The 20,616-nt window shown below is 56.7% G+C and carries 16 protein-coding genes and 1 pseudogene; 3 read left to right on the forward strand and 14 right to left on the reverse strand.

All coding sequences use genetic code 11. The features are described from left to right. Positions 1-78: 78 nt before the first annotated feature. Complete coding sequence (locus JCM7686_RS11500; protein ID WP_236635826.1) at positions 79-1,200, forward strand: Hint domain-containing protein; 1,122 nt, start codon at positions 79-81, stop codon at positions 1,198-1,200. Between the two features lie 508 nt (positions 1,201-1,708). On the opposite strand, the gene JCM7686_RS11510 is transcribed toward JCM7686_RS11500, so the two are convergent. From JCM7686_RS11510 to JCM7686_RS11550, 9 genes are all read right to left on the reverse strand, one after another. After that, entirely contained in the window at positions 1,709-3,202 is a 1,494-nt protein-coding gene (locus tag JCM7686_RS11510; protein WP_158442360.1) for a TniQ family protein, read from the reverse strand. Further along, positions 3,202-4,191, reverse strand: coding sequence for a TniB family NTP-binding protein (locus JCM7686_RS11515; protein ID WP_020950998.1), 990 nt, complete (start codon positions 4,189-4,191; stop codon positions 3,202-3,204). The genes JCM7686_RS11510 and JCM7686_RS11515 overlap by 1 nt, the downstream gene beginning before the upstream one ends. Positions 4,192-4,195: 4 nt before the next feature. After that, positions 4,196-6,391, reverse strand: coding sequence for a DDE-type integrase/transposase/recombinase (locus JCM7686_RS11520; RefSeq protein WP_084621068.1), 2,196 nt, complete (start codon positions 6,389-6,391; stop codon positions 4,196-4,198). Further along, a complete protein-coding gene (locus JCM7686_RS11525; protein ID WP_020951000.1) occupies positions 6,388-7,086 on the reverse strand; it encodes a PDDEXK family nuclease in 699 nt (232 codons plus the stop codon). The genes JCM7686_RS11520 and JCM7686_RS11525 overlap by 4 nt, the downstream gene beginning before the upstream one ends. 425 nt (positions 7,087-7,511) lie before the next feature. Further along, positions 7,512-8,615, reverse strand: a complete 1,104-nt coding sequence (locus JCM7686_RS11530) for an AAA family ATPase (RefSeq protein WP_020951001.1) — start codon at positions 8,613-8,615, stop codon at positions 7,512-7,514. A 149-nt stretch (positions 8,616-8,764) separates the two neighbouring features. Further along, positions 8,765-9,235, reverse strand: a complete 471-nt coding sequence (locus JCM7686_RS23490; RefSeq protein WP_051201556.1) for a DUF6634 family protein — start codon at positions 9,233-9,235, stop codon at positions 8,765-8,767. 752 nt (positions 9,236-9,987) lie between these two features. After that, complete coding sequence (locus JCM7686_RS11540; protein ID WP_020951002.1) at positions 9,988-11,220, reverse strand: HlyD family secretion protein; 1,233 nt, start codon at positions 11,218-11,220, stop codon at positions 9,988-9,990. Further along, complete coding sequence (locus JCM7686_RS11545; protein ID WP_051201557.1) at positions 11,213-11,713, reverse strand: hypothetical protein; 501 nt, start codon at positions 11,711-11,713, stop codon at positions 11,213-11,215. Before JCM7686_RS11545 ends, JCM7686_RS11540 begins: the two co-directional genes overlap by 8 nt. Positions 11,714-11,743: 30 nt before the next feature. Then, positions 11,744-12,885, reverse strand: a protein-coding gene (locus tag JCM7686_RS11550) for an IS3 family transposase (protein WP_148292617.1) whose coding sequence is annotated in 2 segments (ribosomal slippage) — positions 11,744-12,645 and positions 12,645-12,885 — 1,143 coding nt in all. Because the reading frame shifts where the segments join, the coding sequence is not laid out codon by codon here. A 64-nt stretch (positions 12,886-12,949) separates the two neighbouring features. Between JCM7686_RS11550 and JCM7686_RS11560 the strand changes: the two are divergent. Further along, positions 12,950-13,416, forward strand: a pseudogene (locus tag JCM7686_RS11560) (IS5 family transposase); the annotation flags it as partial. 175 nt (positions 13,417-13,591) lie between these two features. On the opposite strand, the gene JCM7686_RS11565 reads toward JCM7686_RS11560, so the two are convergent. Next, positions 13,592-14,704 (reverse strand): Hint domain-containing protein, encoded by a 1,113-nt coding sequence (locus tag JCM7686_RS11565; protein ID WP_236635827.1) that lies wholly within the window; start codon positions 14,702-14,704, stop codon positions 13,592-13,594. A gap of 599 nt (positions 14,705-15,303) precedes the next feature. On the opposite strand from JCM7686_RS11565, the gene JCM7686_RS11570 reads away from it, so the two are divergent. Further along, a complete protein-coding gene (locus tag JCM7686_RS11570; RefSeq protein WP_268935161.1) occupies positions 15,304-15,681 on the forward strand; it encodes a helix-turn-helix domain-containing protein in 378 nt (125 codons plus the stop codon). 724 nt (positions 15,682-16,405) lie between these two features. Here JCM7686_RS11570 and JCM7686_RS24005 read toward each other — a convergent pair. The 4 genes from JCM7686_RS24005 to glsA form a co-directional block, all read right to left on the reverse strand. Beyond that, positions 16,406-17,044, reverse strand: a complete 639-nt coding sequence (locus JCM7686_RS24005) for an OmpA family protein (RefSeq protein ID WP_084621069.1) — start codon at positions 17,042-17,044, stop codon at positions 16,406-16,408. Between the two features lie 61 nt (positions 17,045-17,105). Beyond that, positions 17,106-17,720 carry an HdeD family acid-resistance protein gene (locus JCM7686_RS11575; RefSeq protein WP_020951009.1) on the reverse strand — a complete coding sequence of 205 codons (615 nt, stop codon included), beginning with the start codon at positions 17,718-17,720 and terminating at the stop codon, positions 17,106-17,108. 4 nt (positions 17,721-17,724) lie between these two features. Then, entirely contained in the window at positions 17,725-19,404 is a 1,680-nt protein-coding gene (locus tag JCM7686_RS11580; protein ID WP_020951010.1) for an MFS transporter, read from the reverse strand. A gap of 68 nt (positions 19,405-19,472) precedes the next feature. Beyond that, a complete protein-coding gene (gene glsA, locus JCM7686_RS11585; RefSeq protein ID WP_041527864.1) occupies positions 19,473-20,474 on the reverse strand; it encodes a glutaminase A in 1,002 nt (333 codons plus the stop codon). Positions 20,475-20,616: the final 142 nt, after the last annotated feature.

The raw sequence follows: 20,616 nt of genomic DNA on the forward strand, positions 1-20,616 counted from the left end.
ATGCGCCACGCCCCCTCTGCGAGCCAACGCCTCTGTCCGCGCGCTTTTTATCTCGTTCCTCCGACTACTGAGTGCACCATGCCCATCCTGAACGACCTGACGCGCCTTTTCGATCACACGCCCGGAGCAACCGGCCTGCCGCAACCGGGGCAAACCTATCTGCCCGGCAACGGCCCCAACTCTGGCACCACCTTTGGCCAGATGCGGGACGGAACCCAGATCGACCTTGCCGATCCCAACCAGATCGCAGCCGGAGACACCCTACATTGGGGCGGAAAAGAATATGAGGTGACCCAGCTGTTCCAAGCCGAACTGACTTGGATAGGGGTGAACGGTGGCGTCGAAGTTAGGTTTAATCAAAACTTCATCATCCAAGTGGCTGATCCGGCTGATCCATCAAAGACCATGATGTTCTGGATCCCTCAAGATTACACCTTGCCGCAGAACGCCGTCGTCCCAGGCATCCCGCAAGCCGCCCTGCAAGGCACCGCTGGCTCTCTCGAGTTCATCAGCCTGACCCCCATCACTCAAATTGAATGGGTGCGGGTCCAATACAACGACGTTATCGACGCGGTCTGCTTCTCGACAGATGCGCTGATCGAGACGCAATCGGGGCTGGTCGCGGCAGGTGATCTGGCCGTTGGCGATCTGGTCTGGACCCGGGACGCCGGATGCCAACCGATCCGCTGGATCGGGAAACGCGCGCTTTCCGCCGAAGAGCTCGCGCATGCCCCCCATCTCTGCCCGATCCGCATTCGCGCCGGTGCTTTGGGGGCGAACACCCCGCAAACCGATCTCGTCGTCTCGCCGCAGCACCGGATGCTCATCCGCTCGAAAATCGCGCTGCGCATGTTTGGCGCGCAAGAGGTGCTGATCGCCGCGCAGCAATTGCTGGGTATCGAGGGGGTTGAAGAGGCCACCGATCTGGCCAGCGTGACCTATGTCCACATCTTGCTCGACAGCCATCAGATCATCCATGCCAATGGCGCCGAGGCGGAATCGCTGTTCACCGGCGAACAGGCCTTGCGCAGCGTTGGCCCGGCGGCAATGGACGAGATCTTGGCGCTCTTTCCCGAGCTCGCCGAAACCGGCTTCCTGCCCGCTCCGGCCCGCCCGCTGATCCCAGGACGCGCCGCCCGCCATCTGGCAGAGCGCCACGCCCAGAACCTCAAACCGCTGTTCGAGGCCACCGCGTCTTAAGGCGACCCGCCCATGATCCGCAGGATAGCCCCCTGAAGATCATGGGCGACCCGCATCTGAACGCGAATGACGCGCTGGACGCGGCTTTGTTTGCTTGTCCGGCGGCGGCAAAGCCGCCTAAAGGCAGAAATCACAACGAGATTAAAGGGCAGCTTCGGCTGTCTTTTTTCGTGCCGAAAGCGATCGCGTCGCGCCTCAAAAAGAAAAACGCTGGGATCGTTTCCCGACCCCAGCGAATTCAATTACTTGCAAAAACTATGCCCCGAATTCGGACAAAACGACCCCGATTGGGGACTAACTTTCGCCCGATTTACATACAGGCTGTAATTCGGGCGAAAGTTAGTGCCAAACGACGTATTTTATTCAATGAAATCAATGCCCACAAAAACTCTCAGAGGAAAGATAGGATCGAGTTCGGGGCAAAGTTGTTCCCGTCCTTGGCGGTTTGCCAGAATCAAAAAGCCCGCGATATCGCGGGCTTGATCGGTTTTTCTTTGGTTTTCGTGTCTCAGGCGGCCCGAATTTCCGTTGCCGCCTTCAAGCTTCGGACATCATCCAGACGCACCTTCAACGCGGCCAATCCTGAGAGTGACGGATCGCGCCATCCCTGGATCCGCCCTGTGAAAACTGCATCGACCAGGTCCGGGGTCATCATGCCGATGCGCTGACAGGCGACGGCAATCGAGACGAAATCGTCGCCAACATCCCCATCCAGGACATCAGCCCTCGAGACCTGATTCAGGAAGGCGTCGAGATGCCTTCTGGCAAAGACCAGCCGCCGAACGCTTCCTGCGCCAGCGGGTGGAAATAGCGGCATGATCATCCCTGCCCCGTAGAGCATCTGGACCTGCCGTATGCTTGCGCCAAGATGATTGGCGACCTCCTCATAAGGGATCGCATGCGCGACATCCTTCTGCAGCTCTTCAACCTCGCCGACAGGAAAGGTCAGCAGGCCGGTCTCGGCATCGCTCGCCCCTTCCGGAGCAAGGCCCAGTTTTGCCAAAAGCCGTGTCAAGCGCTTACGATGGATGCCAAGGGTTTCGCCAAGGCTGACAACCGAATGCAGGCGGCGCTCCGTGACCTCTTCGCCAAGCAGGCGCTCGCCCTTTGCCATCGGGATGTGGGAAAGGATACGGTCACGCAGCAGCGGTCGGATTGGCCCCGGATCGATCAGCTTCGCGCCCCCCTCGAGCCAGTCGTAAAGGCGGCCATAGACGGCAAGAGGGCCGGCCTGAACTGCCCGGGCCGAGGACCGGGCCTGGATTTCGTCAAGGGCTGCCATGACGCCGCCCTGCCCTTCGCGATAATAGGAAAACCCCCGCTCGACGGCATCCGACCTTTCCTGACGGGAGAGGCTTCGCAGACGGATCTGCTGGCCATGGCCAAGAACAGCGCCGATCATCTCCGAAGCTGCAACGACCTGTTCGATCGTGTGATCGGCCAGCCACGGATCATCCGCCGCACCCTCAAGCCGCGCCGAAAGCCAGGTCTGCCAATCCGGTGCAGAAAACGGCTCGGTCGTGTTCAGGGCCTCAAGGGCCGTTCTGCCTTCGATCACCTCGCGAAGGTCACAGACCTTCTCGCTGCCGGCAAGCTCCGCCAGCCGAACCCCATGAACTGCACATCCATCGACATGTTGAAAGCACCAGAGCAACCGATGCTTCCATGCCTCACGGGCGCCATCCTCCATAAGACATTGAGGGCAGAATTTGCGGACTTTGGTGGAGATGAAACCCGTGCTGATGTCCTCGCCCCTGAACCGGCCATATCGCGACAGAAGTTCTACGGTGCCACGAGACAGTTGCAACGGATCGGCGCCGACATCCGCGGCGAAGCTCTCGATGGCCTCGGGCTTGCCGGTCAGGAACCGGTCGCGGCCAAGATCAAGATCTTCGAGCAGGCGCCGGATCGTCATGCCAGTATGAACGAACGAGAGCCGGGCCGCATAGGACAGTGCCGTTTCGGAGGCTTCATAGGGCGAATTTGGCGAGATAACGGCCATCATGCCCAACCTGCGTCGACCAGAGACTTCTTGAGATCTGGCCAATGGATGTCGGCGAAAGGCCCGAGCCCATCATGCTCAGGGTGCTGCAGCTCCCATGTGCGGCGGGCGTGGTCCAGGGTCAGTTGGCTATCCTTGACGGTGAGCGCCCGTCGCAGGCTGTCCTTGATCAGGGCAAGGCTCAGGCCCAAGCCGTCGTGAGATGCAAAGATCAAGCGTTCCGCAAAATGCGGATCGCCAGGCGGCAGAAGCCCGATATTCTTGCAGCATGCGGTCACGAACCTTGCGATATTGACCGCATCTTCGCTGGCCGTCCCGACTGGCCGCAACCACTGCCATTTGAAGCGACGGTTGGTCTCCGGATCGGTCAGCAAACCCTCGCGCAGCTTAGGAATGCCCGAGACAATGACCGCAACGCCGCTTTCTTCCTGCATGAGATTTTTCAGGGTCTGAAGCGCACCAACCAGATCCCGGCCAGCGCCCCCACGCAAGAGGTGATGGGCTTCGTCGATCCAGAGCAACGAGATTTTGCAAAGGATCAAACGGTGGCGGACCATCTTCCAGAGCTCATGTGCTTTGGCCGAGCTCGCCACCTTTCCATATCCCGTTTTGGCCAGGATATCTGTGGCCAAGCTTTTGATCGTCGCCTCGGGCGGCACGTTAACCGCCAGGTAATTGCCGTCACTCTGAGGCGTTTGCTCGCGGAACCCCACCAGCTTTGCCAGGTTACGCCGGATCATCGCCGACTTTCCATCGCCGGAACTGCCGATCACTGCAAAACCATTGGTCTCGCCTGTCAGGGGATCACGGATGGGCTCAGGGACAATCTTGCCCTCCGCATCAACTTTCATGATCTCACGCAGGCCTTCCTCGAAAGCCTCGTCACGGGCGTTTCGCAGGTAGCGATCATCGAGCCAGGCCAAACGTGAGGGGAGGTCCGTGAGGTCGGCCGAGGTCAACGCGGAAGAGGTTCGTTCTTTCAAAAGCATGGGATCAATCCATCAAATCATCAGTGTCGTCATCGCCCGGAACTTCCGGGTGACGGGGCGCGGAATTGTCAGCGTTGGGCTGAGAAACCGGCGGCGTCGATGATATCTCGCCTTGTGGCGGAATCTCTGTCTCAACCTCATCGGCGAAGAGATCACGAGGCTCGGCGCTGTTCATCCGCCGTGACGCCGTGTCCAGGTAGCGACGATGCCGCTCCTCTTCGAGGCGCAACTCATGCGCCGTCATGATGGTTGGCAGCAGGTTTGAGAGTTGCTTTCGCCGATAGGACTCGACATCCAGCGCATATTTGGCCCGGTTCGCAATCGCTTCATGCTCTCGATTGCGCTCGCGGCGGCTCATCAGCCATGCCGTGTGGTCAATATGCGTTTTGCCAATCCATTTGGGATCGGTGACCGGGACCGTCAGCCAACGATCCGGGCCGACTTTCACCTCAATGGCGCTGATATCACCCGGCCACCACGCGATTTCCGCTTCGCGCAGATTCAGCGCATGCAGTTCGTCGGACATGTAGTCGAGATGGAAAACCCGGAAGCCAGATTTCTGGTACTTCCGCTTGTCCTTGATTCCGAAGACGTGGCGCATCTCGCGACGCGACATCTCTGCGGGCCGCAAGTTGGCCGTCGCCTCCATCCAGGCCTCATAAGGGGACATGCCATTCAGTCCGCGATGCGGCTCCAAATGATAGATGTCGACGATCCAGCGCGTGAGAAACCCGAGAAGATCTTCCAGCGTGACGGATGCGCGGTCGATGTGATTATTTTCACCGCGTTGCACCACGTCGGAAAAGGTGCGTCCGGAAAATCGCTGCAGCAGTTTGGAATGAATGGTGCGAAACAGCCGCTCAATGAAGCCCCGGAGCCAGGGTTTACCCGCAGGCGCACCGAAATTGGTGATCCCTGCCGCCGCCAATAGATCATAGGTCTCGTCGGCGACATAGGCCGCTCCCCGATCCATCGCGATCAGCCCCGGCCGCCCATACATCGGCCAGTCCATCTCGGCGATGCCATCGGTGATCGGCGTTTTCTCGGTGTAAATCATCTCCACGGTGTCGCGCATCAATCGCGCTGAGGCCTCTTTGCCGAGCTTGATCCCGACGATGCAGCGAGTGTGGACATCAATGGCCGCGGACAGCACGACCCGCTTCGCCGATCCATCCAGACCGAGGGCGCGTACGATGTCGTCGCTCAAAAGCTCGAGGATACCGGTTTTCCGAAACAGCACCATCAGATCCATGGTATATTCGTCAATCTCGACCCTCTCCAGGGCGCGGGTGGTCTCGATACCGATTCCAACCCCATGCATGTCGCGATAAGCGATTTTGAGACCACGGGTGCGGATCGCGTGATCGAGCGGGGCAATTTCGTTGATCGCGCTCCAAATCGCGTCATAGCCGGGAACTTCGAGGATGCGATCATCCCCGGTTCCAGGGACGACTCCTTGATTATGGACATCGAATGCCGTCTGGACGCTGTCGACAATGCTGCTGATGCTCGGACGCTCCAGATCAAGTCGCATCTCGATGACCGACCACATGAAAGCGCGCTCTTCGTCGAGCATCCGCGTGCCGCGGCGGCCCGAGGCCCGAAGATTGTCGAAAAGCGCGTCATCGCCGCCCCGCTTCCAGGCAAGGTACCAGCGCCGAATGATGGCCGCCGACTTCGGCGATGCCTTCAGGCGCACCCATTCGACCGATGCGCCGCCCCGCTTTGCCGCGTAACCGTTTTTCTGCATCTGCGTGTGAAGATCGCGCGTTTCACCGGCGGCGAGGATCTCGTCCGCACAGCGTTCGAACTCGGTCCGGCTCGGGCGCATCGCACCGGATGAAACCAGAGCATCTGAAGCCAGCACATAGGACTTTCGCCATTCCATCCGTCGGATTTCCTCGGGGGAGCGATCAAACCGGCTCGGACGACCAACAGCATTCGCACTTCCCGGACGGCGTGTCACCGCCAGCCGCCCTTCCCGATCGGCTCGGGCGGCATCCTCATGGGTCAGTGCAGAAGAACGCGCCGCGTGGACCTCGCCAGTTTCCAAGTCGAAGAACTCTTTCCAGGCGATGAGAGATGCCTCCGGCCTCACCTCGAAAACGGTACCGCAGCGGCCATTGAAAATGAGCTCGGCCTCGCATTCCAACAAATGGTGCGTCGCCCGGGGCATGGGCATGCGTTCGAACATGGTCATTGCACCTGCCCCCGTTCCGCTGGCCAAACGACCGTGTCAAAGGTGATGCGTTGGCGGCGGTCGAATTGCAGAGCTTGTTGGGTGAGAGCGCGGAGCACCGCCGCGAAACCGCGATCGCCGAGACCGGTCTGCCGGACGATGTCGGAAATCCGGCATGCCTCCATCATCGTTGGCAGAAAGCTCGCGAGGACGGCATCGCTCTCGGGATCCGGAAACCGCACCTCATGCATGAATTCGGCATTCGCGAGTTCAATCCGGTTGATGTTTTCTTCGGTGACGAGGCAAACACTGTCGACCAGTTTTCCTCTGGCGGCGACCGCCACTGCTCTCACCTGGGCGCGGAATTCTGGAGTTACGCGACACGACGGCTTTACGATAAGGCCAACACGATGACCCCCACGTTTGGTCACTCGAAAGTCGATGTAGTGCAGTGGATTCTGCTTGCCGACCGGCAGACTCGGCAGAAAATATCTGACGCCTTCCAGCTGCTCTTCAACGTCGATCACATCAGGTCGGTAGATCGCGCAGATCGCGACCTTGTATTCGAGATGGCTTGCATAGCCGAGGCATTGGCCGTTGCCGGGGCCGAAGACGAGCTGTCCGACTGCATGGCGATCGGCCTTGCGCGGTATGGCCCGCTTGGCACGGCTTCGCGCCGGCGCCGCCCATTGATAGGTGTTCATTCCTTCAAGCATGTGAAGGCTCCTTCAGACATGAGAATTGCGGTCCCAGAAGCGGCGATCTGGGGTGATTTTTCTGATGAGCCGGAGGAATCTCTTGCGCTTTTTCGGATTGCGCGTAACTTGAGCTATGCAAATGGGTTGAGATTCATCTCGACTCGACCTTTGCCCGGTCCCTGTGGATCGGGCTTTTCTTTGGACGGCTGCATTTTACGTCATCATGCGAGGCTCCTTCTTCAGTTGCCTCATTGTGACTCGGGCGAGAGAAACTGCAGATAGCCTAAATTTGGTTATCCACATAAATGCGATGGCCGCATATTTTTTATTTTAAATCAGATGCTTGTGAAGTCATGCAGACCCCGCCGGGGGACTTTCTGGATCGTTGCGCGAAAAGTTCGATCAAAGAGTGTTGGGTTCGGAGCCCGCCTCCGGTCTGCTCGTCAGTTAAGCATCGGGGCCGTTTCGAGGATTTCGGCCAGGTCGAGCATCCTGTTGATCATGCGCAGATTGACGGACTGACGAGCTCTTTCGCGCTCAATGATCACCTCGAGGATAGCTTCGATCGAAGGCGCTGAAAGGCTGCGTCGTTTACCCTGACGACGCGCGAAGCTGTGGAGGTCATCGCGCATCACCTGACCGACGGTCACCACCCTGCACCGGCTCAGGAAGGGCTCCGGCAGCGACGTCACTGTATTCGTGGTAAAAATCCAGCTGATCCAGCTCATATCAAACACCAGCTGGTAATATGGGCAACTCCATTGGGCAGCCGATAGAGGCTCGAGTAGCGGAAGAAGTGCATCGGTGATGCTCGGAACCGTGTCGCGCATCGAACTCGCACGTCCGGCTTTTTCAACTTCGTCGATGATGATAAAAGGATTGGCGATCCGCTCTTGCAGGATGAGGCTCAGGGGTCGCCCCGGTGTGGCGCTGCCCCATCCCTTCTGGACACCGCCGACGCTAAATCCCGCGGACTCTCCGGTGGCATCGATCGCGATGGAAGGCGCGCCAAGCAGTTCTGCAAGCCTGCGTGCCCAAAAAGATTTTCCGACGCCGGGCGGGCCATTCAGGATGACGGGCCGACAGCGAAACCCGATCTCCTTTCGCTTTTGCGAAAGCAGCATATCGCGCATGATCAATGTGCTCGCTGCTGACATCCAGGGCATTTCCGCATGAAGGGCAGCCCCGATCCGATGTGCCTCCTCCTCCCGCGGAGGCGGGATGACCTCGGCCCCCTCCCGCAGACGTAACAGAATGTCGCGGTCCGCATCCTTCATGCGGTAAAAAGGCGATGACTGCTCATGCCATCTGGCGATGCGCGTGGCCCGCCGGTGGATCTCGTGGGTCTGATCATAGGACAGCCGAAGATCAGGGTAGAATTTGTCAAAGCTGCGCTGATCAATGCTGCCGTCGATCGACCGTGGTATGGCCATGTCCGAGCGACGCGCCAGTCGGATCTTGGCGTTCCGGAGAAAACGGTCGGCGATTGCCTCCTGCGATCGCATTGGGTCGGGAAGCTGGCTTTGAATGAAGCGGATGGAAGGCATGGTTTCACCCTTCTCAATGCTGTAAAAACAAGAGGCGTCGTTGGCCCTCGCGCCGCCGCCTCATCGACTGTGACGCCTGGAGGGGCGCTGCCGAAGATCTGGTGCAAATGTCAGGAACTGATGAACGTTTTTGCTCAGTCCGGCCGCGATCAGCGATCTGCTGATCCGCAACCGTCCTGTTGACCGCAGGTCTGTTCGCGAACGAGAGCGACAAAATCCGCAATCAGCCGCTGAGCGATGTCCAGATCTCCGATCGGATAGGCGCCGGGAAACTCGAACATAAGGTCTAAATTCGCCGGGTGCATTTCGCTCAATTCCGCGGCGATGGCATCCCGCAGTCGAAAAAAGGGGCGTCCCAGCCGGTACCAACGGCTGCAACTCCTGGCCCAGCCTTCCTCGATATTCAGCGCCACCACCGGCGACGTAATGATATCGTCGCCGCCGAGAATGGGATGATCCCGGACCTGCCCCCACAGGCACGGCGCACCAAGATGATGCAAGACCGGCAGCCACAAATCGATCTCGGGCGCTCGTGCCAGTTCTTGGGCGGTTGGGCCGATTTCGACAGCCTTAATTGCCGCCCGCGCTTTCTGAAGATGCGAAAAGAAATCTTGAGACATCGATATTCTCCATCGCGAACCGGCACGATGGCAAAACCATCAGAGACCGGTAGGGTAAAAATTCAGCCTGTCGGATTGTTTTAGGGCTCCAACATATCTCAAACAGGACGGTGAGTCAAATTACCGTATATAATCAGATATTTAAGCGTTTTCGCACCTGTCATTATGGGCAGAGTCCAAGTATTGACGAGAACCATTTTCATTTGAATACAAGAGAGATACTGAGAGTTGCCTTACAGGCAGTCGGCTCGCAAGCGACCGGATTCTAAGGTTTTTCTCGAGCGGATGCCTTGTCGCTGAAATGGACACATAGAATACAAAAGCGCCCTAGATGAAGCGATGATTCGAAGGCGAACGAGCCGGACGAAAAGGGCAGCACTCGACGTAATCAGGCAAGGAGATGTCCACTATGCGGGACGAAGCGGCCATTCGCTGCACTTGCATCCTGACTGCTTCGATCCACCCGATGCGCAGTAAGCCGCTTTTGGCAGGCGGCCGAAGCGAGGTACTTCAAGCTGTCGCTGCAGCAGCACGCGCCGAGCTCGACGAGCACAACGGCACTGCCGTTTCCATTGACAAGCCTAAAGCGGCATCAGGCAGTGGGGTATAGGATCATGCAGTGCGCCGATCATGCCCCTGCAGCAGCCACCTTTACCGAAAACAACCCAATTACGGCGATGGCGGCCCGCTTGAACCGGCTTGCGCTGGTAGCGGCCAGAAAGATCACGATCCGCTTCAGCGCCGACGCTTCCTCAATGACCGCTGAGCACCAGCGTCTTGACCGGCAGGGCCACAGCTTGGATCCGCAGAAGCATTGCATGAACCATAGCTGTCGCATCGACCGCGTGAAGGAAAATCGCTTGGCCGGGGCCTGTGTTCGGGTCGCTTAGACGATCATGGTTATTAGTATAGGCATTGGCAATGCAACTGCTGCCGCGCGGAATATCGGCGATCTGACCGGCATAAAGTGGCTCGAGCGTGGCCGTGATCGTTCCCGGCTTTGCCAATTGCTGGGCATCCACCAGCTGATCTGATGCGCGCACTTGCCCCGAGGCAATGACATCTTGCACCTCGGTCAAGACCATCGGGATGATTTGATAGGGTTTAGAGGCACATGTGACCTCAGCAATCATACCAGGTTTCAGGACTTGCGCCTCGACTTGATTGAAGCCCACCACCAGCGTCTCATCGCCCGCATCGTCGGGAACAAGGATCCCGGCAGGACGCATCAATGGGTTGATCACCTCGCCCGGGCGCAACGTGAATTGCTGCAGAGTCCCCGCGACACCTGCATATACCGTGGTGCGATCCACCGCGACCTGCGCTTCGCGGATCTTGGCCTTTGCGCTTTCCAGTTCGGCGGGTAGAAGCGATCCAAGCTTTGTTTGCAATGTGCGCTTACTGGCCAGCGCGGCATCCAACTCGCCCACCCGGGCATCTACGACCGCTTGCAGCCGGTTCAGTTCGGTGCGCGTAGTGGTCGAGGCGTTACGGTTGCGCAGTTCCTGATAGGTCTGCAAATCGTCCCACGCCAGATCATGTGCGGCCCGCGCCTGTGCGATACGCCCGTCGATCCCTTCAAGTTCGGTTTGCGACACCTTGGCCGAAGCCTCTAATTCGGCAAGGCTTTTTTCAGCCGTATCCAGAGCCGCAGCCTGCCGCGAGTCCTCCATCCTAAACAGCGCCTGCCCGGCTTCCACATGTTGAAAGCGCGTCACATAGACCTCTTCCACGCGACCGATCATCTCGGGTTGGATGGTGATGGTGCGAAACGCCTTGGTCACATTGGTCGTCGAGGGGTGATAATAAAAGATCATCGTGATCAAGCTGACGGTCAACAAGATGCAGGCCGTAATGCCCCACCTCAGCTCATACCAGACCGAGTAAAGATTAATCTCGTTGCCAAGGCGCTTGCCCTGAAAAAAGCGCCGAAAAAGATAGTCCGGAAAAATCGTGACCATCAAGCATAGAAGAAACTCAAGCATCGGCCTTCCTCTCGGTCTGATGATGGCTTGCTGCGACGGTGTCTCCCGCATCCTCGGGCAGATCATCGGTCATCTCGTCGGTTGTGTCGGCCGCCGGATCACCTGCAGCGGCACGCCGCGAGCGGCGGCGCTCGCGCCGGGCAGGTTGCACCGACAGTCGATGAAGCGATCTGGCCATGGAAGCTAGCGGCGAAAACAGGCTTGGCAAATCGATCATGGCCAATAATAGCGCCGCGATCCAAAATATCTGGTTATGCGTCAAAAGCGAGATTAGCCCCATAACTGCGACGATTTGGAACTGTGCAGGATGACGGCCATGCATCATCCTTTCGGGGAGCGAATGCAGCTTAAGGTAGAAAGCCCCGGTAAGTAGCACCGCCACCAGAAGAAAGATGATGACAAAATTGAACATCAGATCGGTCTGCCCCGGCGGGGTAATAAAGCTTGGTAGATGTTCAATCGCAACGGGATGTCTGGCAGGAAGATCTTCCATGGCTCTGCGATCTGAATAGCCCCGAGTTTCTTAGACGCCTTCGCGTCTCATCTTCTGCTGCCGTTCGAACTCGGCGGGCGACAGCATCCCGTTCCTCGCATGCTTGCGCTTTGGATTGTAGAACATCTCGATGTAATCGAACACGTCCTGCCTTGCGTCTTCGCGGGTCCGGTAGGTCCTGCGCCTGATCCGCTCGCGCTTGAGGAGGTTGAAGAAACTCTCGGCGACGGCGTTGTCGTGGCAGTTGCCGCGGCGGCTCATCGAATGCTCAAGATTGTGGGCGCTCAGGAACGCAGCCCAATCCATGCTGGTGAATTGGCTGCCCTGATCTGAATGAATCAGCACCTTTCCCTTCGGCTTGCGCCGCCAGACAGCCATGAGCAGGGCTTGCAAGACGACATCCGTTGTTTGCCTGCTTTGCATCGACCAACCAATCACGCGCCGGGAATAGAGGTCGATGACCACCGCGAGGTAGGCAAAGCCCTCCTGCGTCCGGATGTAGGTGATGTCGATCACCCACACCCTGTCTGGCGCATCGACGTCGAACTGCCGGTCGAGAGTATTGTCGACCACGACCGATGGCTTGCCACCATAGCTGCCAGGGCGGCGCTTATAGCCGATCTCCGCCTTGATCCCCGCAAGCTGGGCCAATCTGGCCACCCGGTTCGGACAGATGCTTTCGCCCTGCTCAACCAGATCGTCATGCAGCTTGCGGTATCCGTAGACTTTCCCACTCTCCGTCCAGGCGCTCCGCGGCAGTTCAGTCTGGCGCCTGTCTTCGTGAGCTCGCGCACTCATCGGAGCCTGTAGCCAGGCATAGAACCCGCTCGGCTGGATGCGCAGACACCGGCACATGGCCCGGACAGAAAACTGACCCCGATGCTCGGCCACGAACGCGTATCTCACTTTGCATCCCGAGCGAAATACGCGGTGGCTTTTTTTAGGATGTCGCGCTCCTCGGAAACCCGTGCCAGCTCCCGCTTCAACAGGCGGATCTCGGCATCCTTCTCGGTCTCACCTGATGCCGTCTTCGCGAACTTGCGCTTCCAGGCATAGAGCGAGTGCTTGCTCACCCCGAGCCGTTCAGAAACCTCGCTGACCGGGTAGCCCCGCTCCGTGATCTGAGCGACCGCATCGCGCTTGAAGTCGTCGCTGAAAATGGCTGTGCCCATCATGGCCTCCTTGCCTCAAAATTAGCAAAGAAGGCGTCCACGAAACATGGGGCTATTCAGAAGGAAAGCCCATCGCACGGCCTCCAGCCTGCAGGTGAAAAAGGGGGGCGTGGAAGGCTGATCGGGCGCACGAAAGGCGGCATGAATACAAAACTTCATGCCGTAGCCGATGCGCATGGCCGCCCGATCCACATGTTCGTCACCGCTGGTCCCGTCAGCGACTACACCGGAGCGCCTGCCATGCTGAGCAGCCTGCCGAAGGCGGAATGGATGCTGGCTGACCGCGGCTATGATGCTGACTGGTTCATAAATGCCTTGAAAGACAATGGGATAAAGGCATGCATCCCCGGCCGGAAGGGCAGGAAGAAAGCTATCAGGCACGACAAACGCCGCTACAAGCGCCGCAACCGTATCGAGATCATATTCGGCAGGCTCAGAGATTGGCGGCGGATTGCGACCAGATACGACAGGTGCCCTATCACCTTCCTCTCGGCCATCGCCCTTGCCGCAACCGTCCTCTTCTGGCTCTAAAGTTAATGAAGCTGGAGGCTCTGGCGGCTTCGCCCTCTAGCCAACCAAAACCGTGATTGGCGGTCAGAGCCGAGACTATATGAAAACGCAGTCAAGCATCACCATATCCCACAGTAGCGATTCAAAGGCTGGCCACCTCTCGGTAGTGGCCAGCGACACTTATTGATCTCGCATGTTAATTTCTGAGTGCGGGCAACAGGGCCTGCCCTTGCGAGATATGCTTTGTAGCGATTTCACGTCCTTGCTTTCCGGTTACGAAAGTTCTTGCTGGAACACCCTCGCCGGGATGAAGATCCGGAAACAGCGTCAAAATCTCGTCCATACAGCTGGTGGGTAGCATCTTCGCTGCCTGTTTACCCAAATATAAGGATTCAGTCGGAGCGCCTTCTGCAAACACCACCTCATGCTGATCCAGCATGAAGTGAAAATACTCCACCTGATTACAGTCATTCAATCTTTGAATGCCTGCTGACCCCACCAGATGAATAGCTGCAACAAGCACTTCATCCTGCGCGAATAAGCGCTGTACGATGCGGGACTTCACAAGCACCCGATGCTGCGGGGACACGACCAAATCGCGCAGTGGCAGGCCAGGACCAAGCGCACCAGCCTTAATTTCAATGGGCCGAAGCTTTGGACGGGCAGCAAGATCGACGCGATCAAGGGATCTCGATCCGATCCACACAATTGGTTTAAACCCGTGATCTGCCGTTCTTACCAAATCACCAACCTTTAAGCTTTCCACCGGAATCAGCCCTTGATCGGTTTCGATCAGCGTCCCTCGCGTAAAGCAGGGAAATTCGACATCGAAAATAGAAGGAGCAAAGCTTGTTGTATGATTGAAGGCAGAGAAAGAGGTCCCTATCGACACCGAAATAACCTGAATCGAGTGAACTTGGGTAATGCCAGCCCAGTTCGGAAGCTGAGCATTCAAGGGTCTAAAGAACATATCGCCGTTCGACATTTGAACAAGCAAAGCTCCTTGATCCTGAAATACATCAGGATTTATAGCGGTTTGAATCCGCATCGTGACGGCGATGGCACTCACGGCCGTCAAGTTGGTATGAGACATACCGTCAGCGGTATAGGAAAAATGTGAGGGTATGTGGGGAGGGTTGGCACTCGCTGCCCAGCTCGGGCTAAATCCATTCTGTGTTTGACCAGGAGAGAACTCATAAGCCCCTGTGATCGCCACGGCCTCCAATTGGCTGCTGCCACTGGCGGTATAGCCAACGACGGCCGTTTGCTGGGCTGGCGTACTGTCGGTAAGCGGGGTGTCGTCGATCATCGGGGCATTCCCCATCCAGATCCAGTTCACGGTCGATGTTGGCATGATTTGATTCTCACAGAGGTCGAAGCGCCCGAACTCATGGTTGTCAAAAATGCAGGAAAGCGCTAGTGCTCGTTCAGATTTACAACTTTTAGTTGCTAGTTTTCGCGCGTGAAAAAGATTCAGAATACAACTCTCGATTGATTCAGTTCCACGTCACATTTCGTGAACCTCTCGCTCTACCACCGCATTCACAACGCCTGCCCTTGCGTCGATCTCCGACGTCCCAGCGGTCACCGGGAGACGATCACCTTTGGACTTCATGTTGATTTTAAATAATAATAATAAGATCATCGACTGAGAGAGATCTGCCTAAGTCCCGCCATTGCATGACTGAAACCTCACAGAAAGCGAAATTTCAGCCCAGAATCTTCCCCGCCAAATCGAGCAAGGCAACTCTTAACCTGTCATTTTTGGCAAACAAAAAACGTAAGCGAAACTTCGCCTAGATCGTCACCCTCACAATGAACAAAATTGCGGAATATTTTTCCACACATTAGCGAATTAAGAGAGCAAAATATGTGTGAGAAGCATTGGTCCATAATATAGATCTCATAGTGGGCCGTAATATTCGCCGCTTTAGGCATGAATCGCTCATGACCCAGAAAGACCTAGGCGTCCTAGTCGGAGTTACGACTCAACAAATACAGAAATACGAAATGGGGCATGATCGCGTTTCAGCTTCACGGCTATGGGACATTTCCACAATTCTTAATATAAAAATTGAACTGTTCTTTGCTGAAAGCGATGCTTCGGAAACGACAGAAACTCACAATCAAGCAACGGACAGAGTCATCGAACTCGTCAAGCTATACCAAGCGATGCCAAAACATGTCGCCGCGACATTTCTTAAGATATTGAGGAATACCGCCGAGGCCGATGCTAGCGGGATTGAGGCACTGTCAAAAGCCATCGTTCCTCGCCTCCCAAGCTGAGGGCGCCCCCGAGATTACGAGGCGTGCCATCACTTGAGACAGCAATGTGCCCGTGCTCTGCACTGCATTAAATGTTTTAACCGCCAAATATCATTAAGAGAGCGGAATTGGCAACGCATCACTCATTACTTAATCTGCTAGTCTCAAAGACAAACATCAACCCCATCAAAGAGCTGACGATATAGATCGTTACTCTTTCAGCAGGTCGTGAGATAGCTGTACCGGATTTATTAACTTTCGACGAACCTCACATAAAAATGTCACATCCGCCTCATATCTCCGAGTGTCAGGCGTTCTGGAATTAATGAAATGCGCCTGGACTACGGAGCCGCTCCAACCTCCAATCTATAAAGAAAGGCTGGATCCCCGAACGACTAGCCAGCACGACGGACCTTGCCCACCGAGATTTCGCACTTCGGGTTAAATCTGGCTTAACTGAGCCCTCAATGAGGCCAGCCGCCTGGCCCGATAATCTCCGCCTTCGCAGCCTTCCTAAGGAGGGCCAGAAACGGGGGTTACCGCTTAGAACCTCCCCTCCTCTGGATCTGTTAAGAAAATTACCGATATCGACGTTGGGCTAGAACAGTGCGAATCCTCGCCAGTGACCTCCCTTTTTTAAACGCCTCCTGAGCCGTGAGTGAACCCACTCTCTCCGGGGATTTGATAAAGCGCTACGAGCCAAGGATCGAGGCAGAGCTAGATCCGACCTGCCAGCGGGCCCTGTTCACCCAGCAGGAAGGATAACAATTTCAACCCGCCGATTTTCTGCGCGGCCAGCCGGATTTGCGTTCGAAGCAATGGGACGCGCCGGCCCCTGACCAAGCGTTGTGATTCTGTGAGCGCTCACGCCGCCTGCAATCAGCGTGTTTGCGACACCCGCTGCGCGCCGCTCTGACAGGGTTTGATTATACGACAGAGAGCCCGTGCTATCGGTGTGCCCGATCACACGCACAACGCTTTGCGGAAAGCGCTGCAGATGGGCAGCAAGCCCGAAAAGATCCCGCTTCCCGTTGGGAGAGATGGTGAATGACGATGTGTCAAACAGGACAGAATCTGCGAAAACAACCGTCAGATTGGTGCCATCATTCGAAATCTGCACATTCGGATCATTGATGGATTGTCGCAGGGCTCGTTGCTGATCGGCAAGACTACCAACCACACTGCCAGCGGTGGCGCCGATGAGAGCTCCACGCGCCGCAACCCGGCTTGAGCCGCTTTTTGTGCCGCCGATTAGAGCCCCGGCAACACCACCTGCGATTGTGCCTTGAGTGGTGTGATTCGGTGCGGTCCGATCGAGCGGCGCACAAGCTGCAAGTGAGATTATCACTGTACTGATCGTCAATAAAGGAAGTGGTCTGGCCATTGCGGTTCCTTTCATCAAAGACGCGAGCCCATTCTCATCACACCAAGATTTGGCGTTGACCCTAGACTGGAAGATCGGCGGTGTTTGGATCGGCTTTCTCGCTCCGGCGTTTACGGATTTGCCACGCCAGCAATGCGATCGCAAAGCCCTCACTTATCAAGCTGATCCCGAGCAGCGTCCCAATCAGCCAGATCCCGGTCACCGGCATCCGGGACCAAAGATAGAGCGATAGCATCACGCCAACGATGCCGCTGAACAGAACCCAGATCCAGTTTGGAAGAGGCCGGATCGTGAGGGCGAAGACAATCTTTGAAATACCCTCGACCATGAAAAGAACGATCAGCAACAGCGACAAGGTCAGCATGCTTTCGACCGGGCTTCGCAAGAACATCAGGCCGACCATCACAAAGAGCGCGCCAGAGATCAGTTGCAGCAGGAAGTTCGGCGCCGACCGTGATCCGATCACGCCGAAGGCCTGCACGATCCCCGTGCCGATCAGGAGCCAGCCTAAAAAACGCACCATCGCAAAGGATGAGAGTGCTGGAAAAAGGATGGCAAAAATACCTGCAACAACCATCAGGCACCCCTGCAGCAAATACCAGAACGAGTATTTCTGGATCGTCTCGCGCATGGACTGCCGTAAGATCTGCGAGGCAGTTTCGACGGAATAGGACATGAAATCAAACCCCTGTTTGTTGGATTCTTGCGGTGTTGGAGCGCCCGTCGCGCGCCCCTCCGAAGGGCTCGGCGGGAATATCTTCACCCTTGCGGAGGCCGGGCAGGCGGGCCGCGGGCAGAAGGGCGATAAGCGACAGTGCGGCCATGATCATCAGTCCAAACTTCAAGGCGCGCAGCCGACCGTCGGTGTTGATCTCAAGAGCTGCCGCCACTTGATCCGCAGGCGCGCCTGTAGAGATCAGAAAGTCCTGCAACCGATCATTCCCGACGAAATTGATGCTGCTCAGATCGAGCTGTGGCAAAGCGTCCGGGGGTAGGATTGGATGGGCTGCAAGATTGCCGAGGACCAACACGCTGAGCAGCCCAACCATCATAGCCCCGGCAACCGAGGTTCCGACCGCCGCAGCGAGGTTGTTTGTCGTTCCGCGCAAGGATCCGACATCGCCCGCCAACTCTTTCGGAGAGGAGGTGACCAGCACATTGAACAGCAAGGTGACCAACGCGCCCTGCCCGATCCCGAAGACCACCAACCCAAACAGGACGGGAACCGCGCTCCAATCATTGCGCACAACCCACGACAACCACATCAACGCGACGGCGCACAGAACAAAGCTGCCCTGCCCGATTTGGCGCGGCGTAAATCGGTCGTAAAACCGGATGATGAGCATCGCGGCGAAGAAGACGGTCAGGTTGAACGGCATCATGGCAATCGCCGTCGCCAGTGGCGTGTTACCCTGCACAATCTGAATGTAGAGCGGCACGGAAAAGTTTAGCGCGGCCTCCAACGCCACGACAACGAACATGCAGTAAACGGCAGCGCGTTCTTGTGGCGAGGCAATTATCTCGAGCGGAAGAAGCGGAGTGCCGCCATTTCGGGTAATCCGCGCCGTCCAGGTGAAGAATGCTTTTCCTAATCCTGCTCCGAAGATCAACATCACCAGCGCAGGCGACATGCCCAGCAGGCTGAAAGGAGCGTTACTCGTCGCAAGAATGAGCCCCCATGCATTGAGATTGTTAAAACCAAAGCTGAGAAGAATAATCGAGCCGGCGGCTAAGATAACACTCGGAATATCGATTTTGACCTCGGCCCGCCCGGGAACGGATTTCAGCTTGAAGCTCAGAAAATAGACCGCCGCCGAGGCGACGACCAAAATGCCAAATGCCGGGCGCCAGCCGATATAGGTTCCAAGAACACCGCCTATGACAAAGGCCAAAACACCCGCGGCAGCCCGCGCAGATCCCAAAGCGCCAATCGCCGTCGCCTGCTGCTTTCCGTGGTAGTTTTCCGCAATAAGTGCGACCAGCGAGGGCACGATCACGGCGGCAGAGGCACCGCACAAGAACTGCGCCGTTATCATGATCGTTGCATTGGGACTAAAGGTCATCAAAGTTTGTGAAATGCAAAAACCAATGATCGCCAAGCGGAAGATTTTAACGACGCCGAAACGCTGTATCAGTTTTGCGCCTAGCATAACGAACCCAGCAACCAACATCGAATAGGCGACGATTCCCGTGGCGATTGTCGTCGGAGGAACATTGAAGCTTTTGATCATCCCTCCCATTGCGACTGGCAAAGAAGCGACGTTGAACGACATGATCATTTGACCAAGTCCGATCGCGGTCATCGGCAGCCAAGATTGTCTTTCGTGAGGCACGAGATCCGCTTCGAGGCGTTGGCTCATCTGCTGTTTCCTGTCTGGTCTATGTCACAATCTGCAAGGAGAACGCTTCGCGCCGGAAACGCTGACGATTACTGCTCTGGCCGCGATGCAAAAAGACCCATACCAAGCTTCTGCGAAAGATACTTCACAGCAAGCTGGCCTTTGACGCTGTTTCCCGCCGCATCCAATCGCGGCCCAAAAGTCCCAATCGCGCCTTTACCCGGCGCCACAGCGACAATTCCACCACCAATTCCACTTTTTCCAGGAAGACCAACCTCATAGAGCCAATCTCCAGAGGTCTCATACATTCCGGCCGTCGCCATTACGGCGAGAGTATAGTGACATATGCTTGCCGGAATCACGCGCGCTCTGGTGATCGGATTAACGCCACCATCCGCGAGAGTTGCTCCCATGACAGCCAAATCGAAAGCAGAGACATCCAGAGCGCACTGCCGTGTATAAAGGTCGACGGCGTCGATAGGGTCGCAATAAATGCAATCTCGAGACCTCAACATATTTGCGATCGCGCGGTTGCGATAGTTCGTTTCCTGCGCCGAACGATAAATCGCAGAATTCACCTGAAGATCGCGCCCTGCAAACCGCGACATTCCCTCGTGAATAAAGCTCCATTTCCGAGCTGGGTTGTCCCCGGGGACGAGGCTCGTTGTGGCAATAGCTCCAGAATTTACCATCGGGTTCGTTCGGCCATCGCGACTCGCCTCAACTCCGGTGAGCGAGTTGAACGGCAAACCGGTGCTATTGGCTCCAATGAGATTCAGGGCTTGTCTGTGCCCCAGATGCGCGCAGACAAGCGCAAAGAGAAAAGGCTTCGAAACGCTCATGATCGAAAAATGATCATCCGCGTTACCGCATTTTATTGAATCACCGTTTACGCCGCAAACCGAAATTCCGAAAAGATCGGGATCTACTGCCGCGAGAGCGGGATAGACGTTTGAGATGTCTCCATCGCGATCGCTCGCGAAACGTAAATAGGCATCCTTTACCAAATCATGAATCTGATCCTTGAAAGGAAGATGTCCAGTTGAAATAAAAGAGTGATCATCTGAGAGTGTCAGGTCTTCAAGCTTCATCAGCGTCACCCATGTAAGGTGCCAAGAGCTATAGAAACCAATCAACAACAGGAGAAGCGACGGCGATCGCGCCATCAACGGCGCCACACCTCCGGCGAGTGTCGCCAGAGTCGGCTAGTGCGTTAGGCGCAAAAGTGGAAAT

The organism is Paracoccus aminophilus JCM 7686 (genome assembly GCF_000444995.1).
In the GTDB taxonomy this organism is placed as follows: Bacteria; Pseudomonadota; Alphaproteobacteria; order Rhodobacterales; family Rhodobacteraceae; genus Paracoccus; species Paracoccus aminophilus.

Coding starts and splice junctions, on each gene's coding strand:
- JCM7686_RS11500 (WP_236635826.1), top strand. CDS start 79: ATGCCCATCCTGAACGACCTGACGCGCCTTTTCGATCACACGCCCGGA.
- JCM7686_RS11510 (WP_158442360.1), bottom strand. CDS start 3,202: ATGGCCGTTATCTCGCCAAATTCGCCCTATGAAGCCTCCGAAACGGCA.
- JCM7686_RS11515 (WP_020950998.1), bottom strand. CDS start 4,191: ATGCTTTTGAAAGAACGAACCTCTTCCGCGTTGACCTCGGCCGACCTC.
- JCM7686_RS11520 (WP_084621068.1), bottom strand. CDS start 6,391: ATGACCATGTTCGAACGCATGCCCATGCCCCGGGCGACGCACCATTTG.
- JCM7686_RS11525 (WP_020951000.1), bottom strand. CDS start 7,086: ATGCTTGAAGGAATGAACACCTATCAATGGGCGGCGCCGGCGCGAAGC.
- JCM7686_RS11530 (WP_020951001.1), bottom strand. CDS start 8,615: ATGCCTTCCATCCGCTTCATTCAAAGCCAGCTTCCCGACCCAATGCGA.
- JCM7686_RS23490 (WP_051201556.1), bottom strand. CDS start 9,235: ATGTCTCAAGATTTCTTTTCGCATCTTCAGAAAGCGCGGGCGGCAATT.
- JCM7686_RS11540 (WP_020951002.1), bottom strand. CDS start 11,220: ATGCTTGAGTTTCTTCTATGCTTGATGGTCACGATTTTTCCGGACTAT.
- JCM7686_RS11545 (WP_051201557.1), bottom strand. CDS start 11,713: ATGGAAGATCTTCCTGCCAGACATCCCGTTGCGATTGAACATCTACCA.
- JCM7686_RS11565 (WP_236635827.1), bottom strand. CDS start 14,704: ATGATCGACGACACCCCGCTTACCGACAGTACGCCAGCCCAGCAAACG.
- JCM7686_RS24005 (WP_084621069.1), bottom strand. CDS start 17,044: ATGGCCAGACCACTTCCTTTATTGACGATCAGTACAGTGATAATCTCA.
- JCM7686_RS11575 (WP_020951009.1), bottom strand. CDS start 17,720: ATGTCCTATTCCGTCGAAACTGCCTCGCAGATCTTACGGCAGTCCATG.
- JCM7686_RS11580 (WP_020951010.1), bottom strand. CDS start 19,404: ATGAGCCAACGCCTCGAAGCGGATCTCGTGCCTCACGAAAGACAATCT.
- glsA (WP_041527864.1), bottom strand. CDS start 20,474: ATGAAGCTTGAAGACCTGACACTCTCAGATGATCACTCTTTTATTTCA.